This window comes from Rossellomorea sp. RS05 (assembly GCF_039822645.1).
GTDB lineage: Bacteria > Bacillota > Bacilli > Bacillales > Bacillaceae_B > Rossellomorea > Rossellomorea marisflavi_B.
In genome coordinates this window covers 441,815-459,711 of the sequence record NZ_JBDKWY010000001.1, presented here as the reverse complement: position 1 = coordinate 459,711, position 17,897 = coordinate 441,815, and the positions used below count along the sequence as shown (strand labels likewise).

Below are 17,897 nucleotides of genomic sequence, written 5' to 3'. Positions count from 1 at the left end.
AGCAGAGCAGCTACTCTGCTTTCCCCACAGAAGCCGCTGCTTTAAGATCTTCAATTGCTTTTTTACGATCGCTTTGATTGTAAATGGCTGATCCGGCCACAAATACATCTGCTCCAGCTTCGGCACAAACTGCAATGGTCTCGGGATTGATTCCACCGTCGACTTCGATCTCAAGGGCTGGATTCAGTTGATCGGCCCACTTCCTGATTTCTTTGATCTTAGTGACCACGGATGGAATGAACGCCTGACCACCAAAGCCTGGATTGACCGTCATGAGGAGCACCATATCAATATCGGCTATGAGTGGTTTGATCAGCTCTGAGGCCGTGCCTGGATTAAGGACAACTCCTGCTTTCACTCCCCGATTTTTGATCGACTGGATGGTCCTATGAATATGGGGGTCCGCCTCTACATGCACAGTAATATAATCTGCGCCTGCGTCGGCAAATGCGTCCACATACTTGGCCGGTTCCGATATCATCAGATGGACGTCGAGGGGAAGCCCTGTGATGGGACGAATGGCTTTGACGATCGGCGGTCCCAGAGTTATGTTCGGTACAAAGTGACCATCCATCACATCCACGTGAATGTAATCCGCTCCACCCGCTTCAACCTCACGGATATCCTCCCCTAGTTTAGAAAAATCTGCTGACAGAATCGATGGTGCAATCTTCATCATTAATACCTCGGCTTTCTTTCTTTGATTTCCTGATGAAAGGATAGATAATGATCGTATCGATAGGCCGGGATGTCTCCCGCCTCCACTTGCTCTTTCACCGCGCACTTTGGTTCATTCACGTGCAGGCATCCCCTGAATTTGCAAGCTTCAGAAGCCGTCACCATTTCTGGAAAGCATAGAGGCAGATCGGATTCATCAAGCTCCGTGAAGTCCAGTGAACTGAAACCGGGTGTATCTGCCACGAGGCCTCCGTCTACATGGATCAGCTCCACATGACGTGTGGTATGTTTTCCCCTTCCAAGGTGGCTTGAGATCATGGCGGTCTTCAGATCGAGTTCGGGATCAAGTGCGTTGAGCAGAGAGGATTTCCCGACCCCTGACTGACCTGCAAACACCGAAATCTTATCCCTAAGATACGGGGCGAGTTCTTTGACGCCCTGTTCCGTTTTCGAAGAAGTCGTCAGCACTTCATACCCCATCCTCCGGTAGTCGTCTGCGTATCGGTGGATCCTGCCCATCTCCTCCTCCGTAAGAAGGTCCATTTTCGTAATGCAGATGAGCGGGTCGATTTCCTTACTCTCGATAAGTACGAGGAATCGGTCAAGAAGTGTCGTGCTGAAATCCGGCTCGCTCGCCGAAAAGACGAGGATCGCTTGATCCACATTGGCGATCGGTGGCCTGACGAGCTCATTCTTTCGTTCAAAAACCTTCAATATGTATCCATCGGTCACATTGTCCGCCTGGAACTCAACGTGATCCCCAACTAGGGGCGTGATTTTATTTTTCCTGAAGTTCCCTCTACCCCTGCATTGAGTGACGGTCCCTTCAGAAAGTACGTAATAGAAACCGCTGAGCGCTTTCACAATTTTCCCTTCAGCCATTCGCTACCTCCGTTCTGGTTTACATCCTCATTATAATCGAAAATAATGGGACTGTCCCGTCTAAGACGGAGACAGCCCCAACAAGGACTACTCTTATCAATCATTAGGATATTCCACTGTATCTTCTTTATACTCCTTGCCATCTAAAAGGATCCTATACTTTCCTTCTTGCCCTTCTTCAAGAGTGAAGGTCAATGTAACAGAGGTTTCTTCCGTGATGGCCAGAAGTTGATCGCTATCATCCAATTTCTTGTTGGCATCCTCGATATAAATATCGACGGATTGAGGGGTCCCATCTTCCTTTTCATAAGGAATCGAAAGCTCTAGAGGCACTTCTTTCGTCGTTTTAGATGCTGCTGCCTCTTCTTCTTCCTTCTGTTGAGTCGGGTCCGGACCTTTAGAAATCGTCACATAGATGACGTCCCCTTCAAATATCGGCGTTCCCGCTTTGGTTTCCTGGGAGACGACGCTTCCTTCCGGGATATTATCGGAGTAGGCTTCTGCACCTTTTTCGATCGAGATGCCTCTCAAATCCTCGTACTCTTCAAGAAGTTTGCTATCAAAACCGGTAAGGTCCCTGAGATCGAATGAAACGGGGCCCAGACTTACGGTTAGTGTGACTGTCGTTTCGTCCGGTATGACTTCCTCACCTTCCGATGGGTCCTGCCTGAGGATGGTTCCCTCATCCGCCTGGTCATTCACTTCTTCCTTCTCTACCTCAAACCCAAGCTCCTCGAGATCTTTTTTCGCCTCATCATACATGGCATCCGTATAATCCTTCATCTCGATTTTCTCTTTTCCCGAGCTGACATAGAGATCAATGGTGGAGCCTTCTTTAGCCGTCCTCCCTCCCTTGGGGTTGGTTTTGATCACTTCCCCTTCAGGTACGGTCTCGCTCGGCTGCTTTTCGGTCTTGCCCACTACAAACCCTTGAGACACGATGAGGGATGCTGCTTCAGCTGATTCCTTGCCGGATACATCCGGAACCTCGATTTCCTTGGGTCCGAGGAGATCGGGGATGAAATAAACGGCCGCCGCACCCAGCAGCACCAAGAGGAAAAAGAGAGAAACAATCAGGATCGGCCACTTCTTTTTATTTTTGTCTTTCGATTTCTTCTTTTTCTGCTTATCTTTCTTGCCCTTCTTCGCTTCCACTACTGGAGCCGACGGCTTTGTATCCATTTCTTCAGGTGTTGATTGATGATGGACGATCGTATCGTCCAGATTGGAGTGTGCATTCTGGTCGGTTATGACCGGAATGGCCTTCGTTGCTTCATCATCCAGAGGCACGCTGAATCTTGGTTCGTCCAAGCGACCGGGCTCAAGGCATGTCTTTAGCTCTTCCTGCAGTTCATCCAGATTTTCATATCTTCTGAAAGGATCTTTGGCTGTAGCTTTCAGGACGATATTCTCGACGCTCTGTGGGATATGCGGTGCCCACCGCTTCATGGAAGGCGTCTCGGACTGCAAATGCTTCAAAGCAATAGAAACCGCAGATTCTCCAGAAAACGGGAGGCGTCCGGTCAGCAATTCGAACATGACGATCCCAAGAGAATAAATATCCGATTTCTTTGTTGCCATCCCCCCCCTTGCCTGCTCGGGAGACAAATAGTGAACGGACCCGAGAACCGAGTTCGTCTGGGTGATGGAGGTGGCACTCAAGGCCATGGCAATCCCGAAATCGGTAATTTTGACATTGCCTTCTTCGTCCAGAAGGATGTTATGGGGCTTGATATCCCTATGGATGATATGATTCTGGTGGGCGTGTGCGATGGCCATGGTCAACTGCTTCATGATATCGATCGCTTTTTCCACATCCACGGGAGAATGTTGCTGTATGTACTGCTTCAAGGTCATGCCATGGACGTACTCCATCACGATATAAGACAGGTCATCCTCCTCACCGACGTCGTATATGCTGACGATATTCGGGTGAGTAAGGCTTGTGGCAGATTGTGCCTCACGCTGGAAGCGCTTGATGAATTCTTCTTCATTAGCGAAATCCAACCGCAGCGTCTTGATGGCGACTTCCCGGTCAAGGATCATATCATGGGCAAGGTATACATTGGCCATGCCGCCCCCGCCGATCAGTTTGATAATTTTGTAGCGGCCACTGATGCGCTTTCCATTCATCATACGATCACCCGCTTTCCGTTACAGCGGCATACTCAACGATCACTACAGTAATATTATCTTCTCCGCCGTATTCATTGGCGCGATCTACCAGAGCTTCCCCTTTATCCGAGAGTGGATGATCTTCAACCAAAATCCGCTGCATCTCTCTTTCCGATACTTTATTGGATAACCCATCGGAGCATAATAGCAGCACATCTTCTTCTTCAAACATGATTGTCTTGATATCCATGCTGATGGTTTCTTCTGTGCCGATCGCCCTCAGGATGACATTCTTCCTTGGATGATGCTCTGCATCTTCCTTAGTGATTTCTCCGCTCCTGACAAGCTCGTTGACAAGGGTGTGATCTTCCGTCAGCTGATGGAACCCGTTTTCATTAAGGATATAGCCCCTGCTGTCCCCGACATTCACCACAGTGGCGAATAGGGATGTACAGATGGCACCGACAAGCGTCGTACCCATTCCTTCACAATCAGAATTGGACTGCGCATAAGTGAAAACTTCATGATTGACGTCTGCAATGGTCGACCTCAACCAATTTTCAGCTTCATCAGCTGTATGGAACTTTTCTGTCTTCCCCCAGCGTTCATCGAGGAATGATATGGTCAACTGACTGGCAACGTCACCAGCACGATGGCCGCCCATCCCGTCCGCTACCACTGCCAGGTAGTCTCCATGTCCATTGACAAATACACCTGCACTATCTTCGTTAAGCTGTCTCACTTTCCCTTTATCCGAATAATATACCGTTTTCACATAGGTCACCTCGTCTCTACTGGCACTTCCCGGTGAAGGAAAGGGGCTTCCCCTCTTTCCTCCGTCAAAGAAGGCTTTACTACTCTTACGACTCCGATGGCGAATTTTCCTGCTTTACAATACGCTTATCCATTTTTCTTCCTGAAGCATGAGATAAAGAATCCATCCCCTCCGAAATCCTGCGGGAATACCTGCAGCATATGGCCTTGGATGAATGGTTTTACCGCTTTCGGCATGTCATCAAGGTGGTGGGGTTCGAATTCAGGATGATGCCTCAAGAATTCCGTCACGGTACCTTCGTTTTCATTTTGGTCAACTGTACACGTACTATATACAAGGATCCCATCCGTTTTCAGCAGTTTGGATGCAGCATCTAGAATATCAAGCTGGATTTTCTGCAGGGAGTTCAAATCCTGTTCCTTCTTCACATACTTGATATCGGGCTTCCTTCTCAGGACACCAAGTCCTGAACACGGAGCATCAACAAGGACTCGATCAAAGCTTTCTTCTGCGAACACCTCTCCGGCTTTCCGGCTGTCGAGGGTACGTGCATGAACATTGGAAAGACCGAGTCTACCGGCATTTTCAGCGATGAGCTTCACTTTATGGGCATGAAGGTCTAGGGCGTGTACCTCACCTGTATTATTCAACATCTCGGCGATATGGGTCGTTTTCCCACCTGGTGCCGCACAAGCATCGAGTACCTTCATACCTTCTTCTAATTTAAGGGCATGACCCACGAGCATCGAACTTTCATCCTGAACCGTCAACCTTCCATTGCGGTATTCATCCGTCTTAGCAAGGTTTCCCCTCAGTGACTGGATCGCTTCGGGAACGATGGGACTTTCTTGAACGGATTGCCCATGCTCGGTGAGAATTTCCAACAGTTCTTCCCTTGTCCCTTTAAGCGGATTGACCCTTGCCGTCTGATTCGGTGCAAGGAGATTCGTTTCACACATGGCCTTCGTTTTCTCGAGACCGAATTGATCGCTCCATCTTTTCACAAGCCATAGAGGGTGACTCGTTTCAATGGATACTCTCTCGATGGGATCTTGAATGTCTTCAAGGGACGGAAGCCCCTTCCGCTGTACCGAACGGAGCACACCGTTCACCATCCCGGAGATTCCTTTGTGACCTCGTTTTTTAGCAATTTCGACTGCTTCATAAAATACGGCCCGATCGGGGATGCGATCGAGGTACACAAGCTGATAAAGGGACATGCGCAGGAGCTGTCTGACCCAGCTTTCGACCTTTCCTCTTACGAACGGCCTCAAATAATAATCCAGCGTCATCTTCCGCTGGATCGTTCCATATGTAAGCTCGGTAAGGAGACCGACATCCCTTGACGGGATATCGTTCTTCTCGATGACATGATTGAGCAGCAGATTGCTGTAGGATTGGGTTTTTTCAACGGCTTCAATGACTTCCAGTGCGGCTTCCCTGACCGTTTTCTGCTTACTCATGTTCTTCACCGATCCTGTCCCCGACTGTGAGGTGAGAGCCCGCGCCCCTTAAATAGTCCTTGGCACTCATCCGCTTTTTGCCCGAAGGTTGAAGGTCGGTCACTTTGATGGATATATCATCACCTGTAGAAACGATGAATCCATCCTCTTCGATCGCGAGGACCTCCCCGGGTACCGATGAACCATGACCCTTCACCTTTTCACCCCACCAGATTTTCATAACGGCTCCAGCGAGGGTCGTATAAGCCACTGGCCAAGGGTGCAGACCGCGGATATGGTTGTACACTTCCTTCCCGGATTTTGTCCAATCGATCTTTTCCTGCTCACGTTTGATGTTCCACGCGAAGGTGGCCTGTTCTTCGTCTTGTTTGACCGGTGAGACGGATCCATCCAGAAGCTTTGGAAGTGTCTCGATCAGAAGGGCTGAACCCGCTTCGCTCAACTTATCATGGAGGGTCCCCACATGATCCGTTTCTTCGATTTCAACTTCAACCTGGCTGATGATATCGCCTGCATCCAGCTTTTCTACCATATACATGATGGTGATACCAGTGGAGGATTTCCCCTGAAGGATGGAGTAATGGATCGGAGCCCCTCCCCTGAGTTCTGGCAGCAGTGACGCATGGACGTTGATACAGCCATGCTTGGGTGCGTCGAGGAGGCGCTTCGGAAGAATCTGGCCGAATGCTGCCGTTACGATAAAATCAGGTTCTAACGCGAGCACTTCTTCCAGTTCATCGGAACTCTTGATCTTTTCCGGCTGGTAGATGGAGATACCGTGCTTTTCAGCCTCTACCTTGACGGGTGGGGGCGTGAGGATGCGTTTTCTTCCCACGGGACGATCGGGTTGGGTTACAACAGCAACCACTTCATACTCGTTCTCGATCAACGCTTTCAGGACCGGGACGGAAAAATCCGGGGTCCCCATAAAAATCACTTTGGTCATTCTTCTTCAAACCTTTCTAATTCATCTTCCGTCAGGAGCTTTTCAGTCTTTGTATTGAAAAGGACACCGTGCAAATGATCGATTTCATGCTGGATTGCCCGGGCAAGGAACCCTTCTGCCCTGCCTTCAAGCCATCTTCCCTTCCGGTCCTGCGTCCTGAATGAGATGCTATATGGACGGCTCACTTCCCCGAAAAGACCAGGGAAACTCAGGCATCCTTCAAGATCGGTCTGCTCCCCTGAATGTTCAAAGATTTCGGGATTGATGAGTTCGATTGTGCCTGTTTCATCCCCGATATCCACGACTGCTACTTGGAGGTCAACTCCCACTTGTGGTGCAGCAAGTCCGACACCATCTGCTTCGATCATCGTTTCGTACATATTATCAAGAAGCTTCTTCAATTTTTTATCAAACTCTTTCACCGGTTCACATCGCTTTACGAGGATCGGATCGGGATGCATGACGATCGGTAATACAGCCATTCAAATTCCAACTTTCTATAATTGTTTCGCCAGTAAGGTCACATCATGACATAAGGATTCACATCGATGCTGACCGTGAGGCCTTGTGAAGCGTACTGCTGATGAAATTGTTCAAGCAGCGTCTTCAGCGTCTCCGCCAGTCGCGGTTCCCGCTTGTATTTTATCAAACATTGGTATCGATATCTATTTTTGATCCTGGGGATGGGTGAAGCAACGGGACCAAGGATCTTCGTCGTACCGGATAATCTACTCCTGATGAAGCCCGTCATTTTCTCCGAAACATCCACTACCTTCATCAGGTCTTCATGACTGATCGTGACAAGGGAAATATAATAAAATGGAGGATAAGATCCCATTTTCCTCATCGCCATTTCCTGTTCATAAAATCGCTCATAGTCATGACTCGAAGCGAGTTCAACCGAGTAGTGCTCCGGCGTGTAGGTCTGGATGACGACTTCACCCGGGAGGGAGTGACGCCCCGCCCTGCCGCTCACCTGGGTCAGAAGCTGGAACGTCTTCTCCGCAGAGCGGAAATCGGGGATATGGAGCATCGTGTCCGCACTGAGGACGCCCACAAGGGTGATGTTGGGAAAATCCAATCCTTTCGCTATCATCTGGGTACCCAATAGGATATCGGCCTTTCCTTCCCCGAAGGAAGTCAGCAGCCTTTCATGGGATCCCTTCCTTGTAGTGGTATCCACATCCATCCGGATGATCCGTGCTTGAGGGAGCAGCTTAGTGAGCTCCTCCTCCACTTTTTGCGTTCCCGTGCCGAAATATCTGATATGTTCGCTGGTACACTCCGGACAGGTCTCCGGTACACGCTCTTCGTATCCGCAATAATGGCATTTCATTCCGTTGGAGAAACGATGGTACGTCAACGAGATATCACAATTCGGACACTGCACGACATACCCGCAGTCCCGGCACATGATAAAGGATGAGTGGCCCCTTCTGTTGAGGAAGAGGACCGTCTGCTCTCCTTTAGAAAGGCGGTCCTCCAGTTTTTCAAACAGATTCCTCGAAAACATCGAGCGGTTCCCTTCGCGGAGTTCCTCCCGCATGTCGACAATGTCTACTGAAGGCAGGGGCCCGTCATTCATCCGTTTGCTGAGGTTCAACCGGGTGTATACCCCTTTTGAAGCCCTGGCGAATGATTCCAATGATGGTGTCGCACTTCCTAGAACCACCGGGCATCCATGGTATTCACTTCGCCAAATGGCGACATCACGGGCATGGTATCGGGGATTTTCTTCTTGTTTGTAGCTGGTTTCATGCTCTTCATCGATGATGATAATACCTAGATTTTCAAACGGTGCGAATACGGCAGATCTAGCCCCGACTACAACCCGGACTTCCTTCCGCTCGATCTTTCGCCACTCGTCATATTTCTCTCCTGAAGATAGCCCGCTGTGAAGTACGGCAACCTCATTGCCGAATCGCCCTTTGAAGCGATTCACCATTTGAGGAGTCAGGGCGATTTCAGGAACAAGTACGATGGCTTCCTTTCCCTGTTCAAGCACCCGTTGGATCGATTGAAGGTAGATCTCTGTCTTCCCGCTCCCTGTCACACCATAAAGGAGAAAGGTTTCCTGTATACCGGATTCGATTTTTTCAAGAATGGGGGTGATTGCTTTCCCCTGTTGATCAGTTAAGGGAAGTGGAGTGGTTTGCTTGAACGTCCGATCTTCGAATGGATCCCGGTAAATCTCTTCATCCTGTTGGACGAGGAGTCCCTTTTTCACCAAGGATTGAATGGTGGAAGACGTCGTCCCCGACCGCTCATAAAGCTCTTTCATTGAGAACCCCTGATCGGCATGTTCCTTCCAGAACATGAGGACATCACGTTGTTTCTTAGCCTGCGCCGGGAGGGCGGAAGCTTCCGTTTCGACGGTTTCAGGGGCTATACCAAGATATAGTTTCCTGATCATCTTTTTATTCGTTTTCCCTTTCACCTTATACACGACTTCCAGTATGCCGTTTTTCACTTCATGCTGAGCCAGCGGGAGCAAGCCAGCGGTCTCGATGGATTTCCAAGTGGCGGTCCCTTTAAGGAAATGGGGTCTGAGGGGTTCAGGCAGGTTCTCGACGTGAATACCCTTTTCCACTACCAACTGTTTCTCATATTTTGCTTTCATGGCTGCAGGCAGCATGGCCTGGAGGGCAGAGATCTTAAAGCATAGCGTATTCTCCGTAAGCCAATCTGCCATCGTAAGAAGCTCATTGTTGAGTACCGGTTTCAGATCCATCGGTTCCGCAATCGGTTTGAGTTTCGCCACCTCACTCTTTTCTTTCAGTTCCATGACGAATCCCTGTACTTTTCTGGGACCGAATGGAACGACGACCCTCATCCCCGGCACAATGCTCCCTGTCCATTCAGCAGGTATGAGATAATCAAAGCAGCGGTCCGTCTGCATGGCAGCAACATCAACGATGACGCTTGCTACATTTTTCATCAAGAATCCATCCGTCTCAATGCTTCAAGAAGTATTTCTTCTGCCACTTTTGACTTTGAGAGCATCGGCAATTCACGTATGCCGTCTTCTGTCACAATGGTTACTTTATTTGTATCTGTCCCGAAGCCTGAACCTTCTTCGCTCACATTGTTTGCAACGATCATATCAGCTCTTTTTCTTTCGAGCTTACCTTTGGCGTATTCACCGATTTTGGACGTTTCGGCAGCGAACCCGATAAGGTATTGCCCGTTCTTCCTTTTTCCGAGCTCCATGAGGATATCCTTCGTCCGCTCGAATTCTATGATCAGATTGCCATCTTGTTTTTTCATTTTTTCCTTATGGACTTCCTTTGGACGATAATCGGCGACCGCGGCACTCTTCACCACGATGTCTGCACCCTCGAATTTCGCGAGTACTGCCTCATACATGTCCTCTGCTGTCGTCACCTCGACGAGATGCACCCCACGCGGTGGAGACAGATTGACCGGACCTGATACCAGGGTCACATCGGCGCCCATATTTGCAGCTGCCTCTGCCACGGCAAATCCCATTTTCCCAGTAGAGCGGTTTGAGAAATATCGGACAGGATCAATGATTTCCCTTGTCGGACCGGCAGAAATAAGGACGGTCTTCCCTTTAAGTGGCTGTTCTGTCGGAGAGTGAAAGTGAGCGGCAATCAGTTCTACGATCTTTTCAGGTTCTTCCAGTCGGCCTTTGCCGACGTATCCGCATGCCAAGTACCCTTCACTCGGTTCAACGAACCGGCAGCCATCCTCATGCAGTGTGGCAATGTTCCTCTTGACTGCAGGATGGTCATACATATGGACGTTCATGGCAGGAGCAATCCAAATCTCGGCCTCTGTCGCAAGTAACGTGGTGGAGATCATGTCATCTCCGATACCGCCGGCAAGTTTCCCAATCATATTTGCCGTAGCAGGTGCCACTAGTACAAGGTCTGCCCAATCTGCCAAGTCGATATGGGCGATCTTCGCTGGAATTTTCTCATCGAATGTATCCCAGTAGACATCCTGGCGCGACAATGCCTGGAAGGTGAGCGGGGAAACGAACTCCCTCGCGGATTCCGTCATCATGACCTTTACCTCGAAGCCCGCCTGCACAAGCTTGCTCGTGAGTGCTGCTGCTTTATATACTGCGATCCCACCGGTCACGCACAATAGTATTTTTTTCCCCATATCGTTCATTGCCTCCATTATCTAATCTATTCGTAGCCTCTATTATGAAGGATATTGCCGCAAAAAGAAAATAGGGCTGTACCGGAAAAGTTCATCACTTCCCGGTTCAACCCTCTTCATTTCCTATTTGCCGTACAGATGGGATTTATTCATCCTCATAGATGGCTTTTTCGTCTCTTTCTTTCATGGACAAGTGGCCGGAGTGGATTTCTTCAAGGGCCTTACCAACGAACTTTTCCGACACATATTGTTCCATGCGGAAGTCCTTTTTATCCTGTAGATCACGCGCTCTTTTGGCAGCCACGCTGACCAACGAATATTTCGAATCGATCTTTTTCATTAGTGAATCAATAGATGGATATAACATTCACTCAACCTCCAGCATATTTAGATAGCGTTGTTGTACACGTTCGCGCTTGCAGTGTTCAGCCTGTACGATGGACTTGATCTTACCGACGGCATGTTCGATTTGATCATTTTCAACGATGTAATCATAAAGATTCATCATTTCGATCTCCTTGCGGGCTGTATTCATCCTGCCCTGAATCAGGTCATCTGTCTCAGTCCCACGTGTGACCAGCCGATTCTGAAGCTCCGACAAGCTTGGCGGAGCAAGGAATATGAACAGGCCTTCAGGGAATTTGTCCCTGACCTGCTGCGCACCCTGAACCTCGATTTCAAGAAAAACATCATTTCCTTCTTCAAGGGTCTGGCGGACATAGTCAACAGGCGTGCCATAGTAATTGCCGACAAACTCGGCATACTCCAAAAGTTTGCCCTGCTCGATCAGTGCTTCGAATTCTTCTCTTGTCTTGAAGAAGTAGTCCACACCGTCCACTTCCCCTTCACGCGGATGACGCGTTGTCATAGAAATGGAATATTCGAATTTTGTATCTTCCTGGGAAAAAATCGCCTTTCGAACTGTCCCTTTCCCTACTCCGGAAGGTCCGGATAGAACGATCAGCAATCCTTTTTCTTTCATTTATTTACCCTGCCCTTCTTCTATTAAATCCTCTTTATCAGTCACTCGATGGGCAACGGTCTCGGGTTGGACGGCCGACAGGATGACATGATCGCTGTCTGTGATGATCACGGCCCTCGTCCTTCTTCCATATGTAGCGTCAACTAATGTTCCCCGATCCCTCGCATCCTGCATCAGGCGCTTAATGGGCGCTGATTCCGGACCGACGATCGATATGATTCGGTTTGCTGATACAATATTCCCAAAGCCTATATTGATGAGCTTGATTGACATGACGCTCCTCCTAATCAATAGTTTAGTTTCGCCCGTTCACGTGGAAACTAAACTTCTTATTCAACATTTTGGACCTGCTCCCGCACTTTCTCCAGTGCCGATTTCAACTCGACCACCAGTGTGGAAATGCTGGAGTCATTTGCCTTGGAGCCGATCGTGTTCACTTCCCGGTTCATCTCCTGGATGATGAAATCCAGTTTCCTCCCCATCACACCATCTTGATTCAATGTGGCATGAAAGTACTGAAGATGACTCCCGAGACGCGTCAACTCTTCGGTTATATCAGATTTATCTGCAAATATGGCCACTTCGGAGAGGAGTCTTGCCTCGTCGGGATCTCCTTCACTCCATTCCCGGATCCGCTTGCGGAGTCGTTCCCTGTATTGCAGGGTCACCGCGGGTGCATGGGCTGAAAGTTCGTCTAGACAGATCCTTATTTGATCCAGATGGATAAGGAAGTCGGCATGAAGCGCCTTCCCTTCCTCCACCCTCATCTTCCTTAATTCATCTGAAGCCTTCAGGACTGCCTCCATGACCAGTTCGTCAAGTTCGGCATTCTCCTCTTCCGTTTCTTCCACCGTAACGAATTCCCCTCTGCCGAGAAGGTCCGAGAGGGCGATATCACCCTTGAGTGAGTAAGTATCCTTCACTTTATTTACTAACTGATGATAATCCTCAATGAGTCCCCAGTCAATATGTAAATTCTTATGTATGAGACCTCCGCCGGAAATATCGATGAACAGATCGATTTTTCCCCTGTTAATAAAGGTGGAGAGCTGCTTCTTGATCTTATCTTCAAGCTTCATGAGTTGGCGCGGCATGCGGATATTGAGCTCGCTGAATCGATGGTTCACGGTTTTCATTTCAACAATGACGGTATGTCCCCCCGACTCAATCCGGCTCCGTCCGAAGCCTGTCATGCTGATGACCATTCCAATCACACCCAATCTATGCGACGTGCCTGTCGAATTTCATTCTCGGAACACCTAAAGGCGGCCCGCACTTGCTTATAAAAAAGGTAATAGAGAGCAAACTCTATTACCTTATGGATTATATCATATTCTATTGTTTTTTTCTTGCAAAAAATGAACCTGCCAGTAAAAACGTCGGAATGGAGCTCAAGCCGACAATCAGCAGCCAGTCCCTCGGCTCGATGGACACGGTATGGAAGATCGGTTGAAGACCCGGCAGATAGATCACGACCAGCATCAACACCAGGGATGAAAGCACGGCCCACACCAAGTACATATTGCCGAATGGATTTCTCGAGAACACCGATACCTCACTGCGGCAATCGAATACGTGGATAAGCTGGGCAAGGACCAGGGTCGCAAATGCAATCGTCTGGGCGTACTCAAGCTGATCCGGATGCTGATGATAGGCGATGATGAAGGCAAGAAGGGTGACACCCCCGATAAGGAATCCCCTAGAGACGACCTTCCAGCCGAGTCCCCTTGCAAAGACTCCTTCTTTCGGATGCCGCGGTTTCCGCTTCATCACATCTCCTTCGGGCTTATCAAGGCCGAGGGCCATGGCCGGCAGTCCATCCGTCACTAAATTGACCCACAGGATCTGGATCGGGACCAACGGAAGCGGTAGGGCCAAGAGCATGGCAAACAGCATGACCAGGATCTCACCCACGTTAGAGGCAAGGAGATAGCGGATGAATTTACGGATATTTTCGTAAATGTTCCGCCCTTCCTTGATGGCCGATTTGATGGTTGCAAAGTTATCATCAAGTAGGACGAGGGATGAAGATTCCTTCGCCACATCGGTACCGGTTATGCCCATGGCGATCCCGATATCGGACGTCTTGATGGCCGGTGCATCGTTGACCCCGTCTCCGGTCATTGCAACAATGTGACCGCGGTTCTGCAGGGCTTTTACGATTTTCAATTTATGCTCTGGCGATACCCTGGCGAATACGGAGACATCTTCGACGATTTCTTCAAGTTCTTCAATTTCCATCTCATTCAGCGCCTTACCGTCCATCACCCTGTCGTTTGATTTCAAAATACCGAGCTGTTTGGCAATGGCTTTGGCCGTCAGTACATGATCCCCCGTGATCATCACCGTCTTGATTCCCGCATCACGGCATTCCCTGACCGCCTGTTTGACTTCGGGACGAGGAGGATCGATCATTCCTTGGAGCCCTATGAACGTCACTTCCTTTTCTACCGCAGCCTCTGTGAGCAGATCCAATGATTGACCGTTCAAAGGCTTATAGGCGATGGCGATGGTCCTGAGGGCATTCGAAGACATACCGGAAATCGCCTCTTCCACTGCTTGAAAAGCGGCTTCATCCGCTTTTTGAACCTTTCCGTCCCATATGATGGACGCACTTTTTCCCACGAGGACATCGGGAGCCCCCTTGGTGACTGCAAAAAGCTTTCCAGCAGCATCCTCTGCCACGACCGTCATCATTTTCCGAGTGGAGTCAAACGGGAATTCCTTCACGATCCTGAAGGAGGTCGACAATGCGTCCCGGGTCAATCCCGCCTTCATCCCCGCAACGAGAAGGGCACCTTCCGTCGGGTCACCGTCAAGTATGAGCTCGCCGTCCCTTTCCACTAGTTCTGCATGGTTGCAGAGCATTCCAAACGTCAGAAGCTGTTTCAATGATTGATCAGAAGACGGGGAAACCCTTGATTCTCCGTTGAAGAAATCACCTTGCGGAACATATCCGGTGCCAGACACATCCCACAGCCTTCCTGCACTCCATAACTTGGTGACAGTCATTTTATTCTGGGTGAGGGTCCCTGTCTTATCGGAACAGATCACCGAAGCACAGCCCAGTGTCTCCACGGCAGGAAGCTTTCGGACGATCGCCTTTTGCTTGATCATCCTCTGGACGCCGAGGGACAGGGCAACCGTCACGATCGCCGGAAGCCCCTCAGGTATGGCGGCCACCGCAAGAGATACACCTGCAAGGAACATGGAGTAGATGTCATGTCCCTGGAGCACACCGATTCCAACGACAAGGGCCGTCAGGATGAGGGCAACTGTAATCAAGATCTTGCCGAGCTCCTCGAGCCTGCGCTGAAGCGGGGTAGTCATCGTTTCAGCTTTTTGGATCATATCGGCGATCTGCCCCATGGCCGTATTCATTCCGATGGAAGTGACGACACCCAACCCGTTCCCCCTGGTGACGAGTGTGCCCATGAACGCCATATTTTCCATGTCCCCGAGGTTCAACCCTTTACCGTGGAGAGGCTTGGTCGTTTTAAGGACGGGAAGGGATTCTCCTGTCAGTGCAGACTCTTCGATCTCCAGGTTATTCGTTTCGATCAAACGGATGTCGGCACCGATCCGATCGCCGCTTGAGAACCGGATGATATCTCCGATTGTCACTTCTTTGGAGTGCACCTTCATCCATGATCCATCCCGGAGGACAGAAACCTGGGGTGCTGATAATTCCTTCAGTGCCTGCAGCGATTTCTCAGCTTTTCTTTCCTGAAAGAAACCGAGGAAGCTGTTGACCACTACGATGGCGATGATGGCAATGGCATCGATATACTCACCCAGAAGTCCGGATATGAGGGTCGCCGCCAGCAGCACAAGTACCATGAAATCCTTAAACTGACTGAAAAACACCAATAGGGCCGATTGTTTTTCGGCTTCCTCCAACTGGTTATATCCATACTGCTTCTTCCGGTTTTCGGCGTCTGCAGACGAAAGGCCTTGTTGATAATCCGTATTGATGGCCTTCTCTATATCCTCCTGTCTCATCTCATGAAATTTCATGCACCCATCTCACTCTCCTTCTACGAATACGAAAAGTTGTCCTTCTCTTAGCATTCTTATTCAGACTCGTCCCGAAAAATGATATGATTTAAAGAGGTTTCATTCGTCTCCCGTTCCTTTGTTTTGTAAAAGGAGCCAAGAGGCGCTACAATCAAATGGATGAGTAAAAAAGAAGAGGATGTTTTGCATGTCATTCGACGGACTATTTACAAAAGCCATGACTGAAGAGCTGAAAGAAGCCCTCCTTCACGGCAGAATCAATAAAATACATCAACCTTATAAAAATGAAATCATCATGGTGATCAGGGCCAATGGGAAGAATCATAAGCTCCTCCTATCCGCCCATCCAAGCTATGCCAGGGTTCAACTGACAGGAGAGGAATACGAGAATCCCTCCGTACCCCCGATGTTCTGCATGCTCCTTCGGAAGCATCTAGAAGGCTATATGATCGAGGACATCCACCAGGTCGGCCTCGACCGTATGATCATCCTGGAAGTAAAGGGTAGGAATGACATCGGCGATGTATCCTACAAACAACTGATCATCGAAGTGATGGGAAGGCACAGTAATATCATCCTGGTCGACAAAAGCCGCAATATGATCCTTGACAGCATCAAGCATCTGTCACCAAGCGTGAATTCCCACAGGACCGTGCTCCCTGGGAACGAGTACATCTTCCCACCAAGCCAAGATAAGCTCAATCCCCTGGATGCAGAAGGAGAAGATGTACTGCGTTCACTCGATTTCAATTCAGGTAAATTGGACAAGCAGATCGTGGGGTCCTTCTCAGGTGTTTCTCCCCTTGCAGCCAAAGAAATCGTCCATCGTGCCGGCCTCGGGACACAGGCTGCCATTGCCGACTCGTTCTTGCACTTCATGACGGACCTCAAGGAACACCGTACGTCTCCCACCCTCATCACGGGAGACAAGGAAACATTCTACTGGTGCCCGCTGGATCACGTCGAAGGAGAGCATCAAACCTTCACCACCCTTAGCGGACTTCTCGATCGCTTCTTCTACCAAAAGGCATCAAGGGACCGGGTGAAGCAACAGGGCAATGACCTTGAGCGTTTCATCCGGAACGAGCGCGATAAAAACGAGAATAAGATCGTCAAGCTCGAGCGTACCCTTCAGGAGGCGAAGGATGCCGATCGCTACCAGCTCCTCGGAGAACTGCTCACATCCAATCTATATGCAGTACAGAGAGGAATGGAAGAAGTTTCGGTCGTTAACTACTATGACGAAGAAGGCGGATCGGTGACGATCCCTCTGAATCCTCAAAAATCACCTTCTGAAAATGCTCAGGGTTATTTTTCCCGCTATCAAAAAGCGAAGCACGCTGTACAGGTCGTGCAGGAACAAATCGAAAAAGCAACAGATGAGCTCGCTTATTTCGAGCAGCTCCTCCAGCAGCTCGAATCCGCCTCCACCAGGGACATTGAAGGGATACGTGAAGAGCTCGAGGAAGAAGGATACCTGCGCGTCCGGAAGAACCAGAAAAAGAAAAAGGCAAATGAAAAGCCGATGCTCGAATCCTATACAGCGACAGACGGTACCAAGATCCTCGTCGGCAAGAATAATAAACAGAATGATTATCTGACCAATAAAGTAGCGGCGAAGAGCGACATCTGGCTCCACACGAAGGATATACCCGGTTCTCACGTCGTCATCCGGGATCCTTCCCCTTCAGATGAAACTCTACTCGAGGCCGCCAATCTTGCCGCATACTTCAGCAAGGCGAGGGAGTCGGGATCGGTTCCCGTCGATTACACAGAAGTGCGTCAGGTTAAGAAACCTCGTGGTGCCAAGCCGGGATTTGTCATCTATGAAAATCAGCAGACGGTCTATGTCACCCCTGACCTTGACCAGGTCAGGGCCATGAAAGATCGTTGAATTGCACACATAAG

General features: G+C 49.5%; 15 protein-coding genes. 1 reads left to right on the top strand and 14 read right to left on the bottom strand.

The genetic code is table 11. The features are described 5' to 3' along the window. Positions 1-10: 10 nt before the first annotated feature. From rpe to ABJ225_RS02335, 14 genes are all read right to left on the bottom strand, one after another. Complete coding sequence (gene rpe, locus ABJ225_RS02400) at positions 11-679, bottom strand: ribulose-phosphate 3-epimerase (protein WP_347318245.1); 669 nt, start codon at positions 677-679, stop codon at positions 11-13. Then, positions 679-1,560: a ribosome small subunit-dependent GTPase A gene (gene rsgA, locus ABJ225_RS02395; protein WP_056537257.1), complete on the bottom strand. Its 882-nt coding sequence runs from the start codon at positions 1,558-1,560 to the stop codon at positions 679-681. Before rsgA ends, rpe begins: the two co-directional genes overlap by 1 nt. A 96-nt stretch (positions 1,561-1,656) precedes the next feature. Then, positions 1,657-3,696, bottom strand: coding sequence for a Stk1 family PASTA domain-containing Ser/Thr kinase (gene pknB / locus ABJ225_RS02390; protein ID WP_318341137.1), 2,040 nt, complete (start codon positions 3,694-3,696; stop codon positions 1,657-1,659). A gap of 4 nt (positions 3,697-3,700) precedes the next feature. Next, positions 3,701-4,450, bottom strand: a complete 750-nt coding sequence (locus tag ABJ225_RS02385) for a Stp1/IreP family PP2C-type Ser/Thr phosphatase (RefSeq protein ID WP_056537263.1) — start codon at positions 4,448-4,450, stop codon at positions 3,701-3,703. A gap of 125 nt (positions 4,451-4,575) precedes the next feature. Further along, positions 4,576-5,913, bottom strand: coding sequence for a 16S rRNA (cytosine(967)-C(5))-methyltransferase RsmB (gene rsmB / locus ABJ225_RS02380; protein ID WP_347318242.1), 1,338 nt, complete (start codon positions 5,911-5,913; stop codon positions 4,576-4,578). Then, positions 5,906-6,859, bottom strand: a complete 954-nt coding sequence (gene fmt / locus ABJ225_RS02375; protein WP_347318240.1) for a methionyl-tRNA formyltransferase — start codon at positions 6,857-6,859, stop codon at positions 5,906-5,908. The genes rsmB and fmt overlap by 8 nt, the downstream gene beginning before the upstream one ends. Then, positions 6,856-7,341 carry a peptide deformylase gene (def, locus tag ABJ225_RS02370; protein ID WP_053427338.1) on the bottom strand — a complete coding sequence of 162 codons (486 nt, stop codon included), beginning with the start codon at positions 7,339-7,341 and terminating at the stop codon, positions 6,856-6,858. The genes fmt and def overlap by 4 nt, the downstream gene beginning before the upstream one ends. A 38-nt stretch (positions 7,342-7,379) precedes the next feature. Continuing rightward, positions 7,380-9,797, bottom strand: coding sequence for a primosomal protein N' (gene priA, locus ABJ225_RS02365; RefSeq protein ID WP_347318238.1), 2,418 nt, complete (start codon positions 9,795-9,797; stop codon positions 7,380-7,382). After that, entirely contained in the window at positions 9,797-10,990 is a 1,194-nt protein-coding gene (gene coaBC, locus ABJ225_RS02360; protein ID WP_056537276.1) for a bifunctional phosphopantothenoylcysteine decarboxylase/phosphopantothenate--cysteine ligase CoaBC, read from the bottom strand. The genes priA and coaBC overlap by 1 nt, the downstream gene beginning before the upstream one ends. 145 nt (positions 10,991-11,135) lie before the next feature. Next, positions 11,136-11,357 (bottom strand): DNA-directed RNA polymerase subunit omega, encoded by a 222-nt coding sequence (gene rpoZ / locus ABJ225_RS02355; RefSeq protein WP_056537277.1) that lies wholly within the window; start codon positions 11,355-11,357, stop codon positions 11,136-11,138. Further along, on the bottom strand, positions 11,358-11,972 hold the full coding sequence (gmk, locus tag ABJ225_RS02350) for a guanylate kinase (protein WP_053427342.1): 615 nt from the start codon (positions 11,970-11,972) through the stop codon (positions 11,358-11,360). Continuing rightward, positions 11,973-12,245 (bottom strand): extracellular matrix/biofilm regulator RemA, encoded by a 273-nt coding sequence (remA, locus tag ABJ225_RS02345; RefSeq protein WP_048004103.1) that lies wholly within the window; start codon positions 12,243-12,245, stop codon positions 11,973-11,975. 56 nt (positions 12,246-12,301) lie between these two features. After that, positions 12,302-13,177, bottom strand: coding sequence for a YicC/YloC family endoribonuclease (locus tag ABJ225_RS02340; protein ID WP_218245863.1), 876 nt, complete (start codon positions 13,175-13,177; stop codon positions 12,302-12,304). Positions 13,178-13,307: 130 nt separating this feature from the next. Next, positions 13,308-15,989 (bottom strand): cation-translocating P-type ATPase, encoded by a 2,682-nt coding sequence (locus ABJ225_RS02335; protein ID WP_347318235.1) that lies wholly within the window; start codon positions 15,987-15,989, stop codon positions 13,308-13,310. Positions 15,990-16,176: 187 nt separating this feature from the next. Between ABJ225_RS02335 and ABJ225_RS02330 the strand changes: the two genes are divergently transcribed. Further along, entirely contained in the window at positions 16,177-17,883 is a 1,707-nt protein-coding gene (locus ABJ225_RS02330) for an Rqc2 family fibronectin-binding protein (protein WP_290031030.1), read from the top strand. The last annotated feature ends 14 nt before the right edge of the window (positions 17,884-17,897 follow it).

Coding starts and splice junctions, on each gene's coding strand:
- coaBC (WP_056537276.1), bottom strand. CDS start 10,990: ATGGGGAAAAAAATACTATTGTGCGTGACCGGTGGGATCGCAGTATAT.
- ABJ225_RS02330 (WP_290031030.1), top strand. CDS start 16,177: ATGTCATTCGACGGACTATTTACAAAAGCCATGACTGAAGAGCTGAAA.
- rsmB (WP_347318242.1), bottom strand. CDS start 5,913: ATGAGTAAGCAGAAAACGGTCAGGGAAGCCGCACTGGAAGTCATTGAA.
- gmk (WP_053427342.1), bottom strand. CDS start 11,972: ATGAAAGAAAAAGGATTGCTGATCGTTCTATCCGGACCTTCCGGAGTA.
- rpoZ (WP_056537277.1), bottom strand. CDS start 11,357: ATGTTATATCCATCTATTGATTCACTAATGAAAAAGATCGATTCGAAA.
- ABJ225_RS02340 (WP_218245863.1), bottom strand. CDS start 13,177: ATGGTCATCAGCATGACAGGCTTCGGACGGAGCCGGATTGAGTCGGGG.
- priA (WP_347318238.1), bottom strand. CDS start 9,797: ATGAAAAATGTAGCAAGCGTCATCGTTGATGTTGCTGCCATGCAGACG.
- ABJ225_RS02335 (WP_347318235.1), bottom strand. CDS start 15,989: ATGAAATTTCATGAGATGAGACAGGAGGATATAGAGAAGGCCATCAAT.
- def (WP_053427338.1), bottom strand. CDS start 7,341: ATGGCTGTATTACCGATCGTCATGCATCCCGATCCGATCCTCGTAAAG.
- pknB (WP_318341137.1), bottom strand. CDS start 3,696: ATGATGAATGGAAAGCGCATCAGTGGCCGCTACAAAATTATCAAACTG.
- rsgA (WP_056537257.1), bottom strand. CDS start 1,560: ATGGCTGAAGGGAAAATTGTGAAAGCGCTCAGCGGTTTCTATTACGTA.
- fmt (WP_347318240.1), bottom strand. CDS start 6,859: ATGACCAAAGTGATTTTTATGGGGACCCCGGATTTTTCCGTCCCGGTC.
- remA (WP_048004103.1), bottom strand. CDS start 12,245: ATGTCAATCAAGCTCATCAATATAGGCTTTGGGAATATTGTATCAGCA.
- rpe (WP_347318245.1), bottom strand. CDS start 679: ATGATGAAGATTGCACCATCGATTCTGTCAGCAGATTTTTCTAAACTA.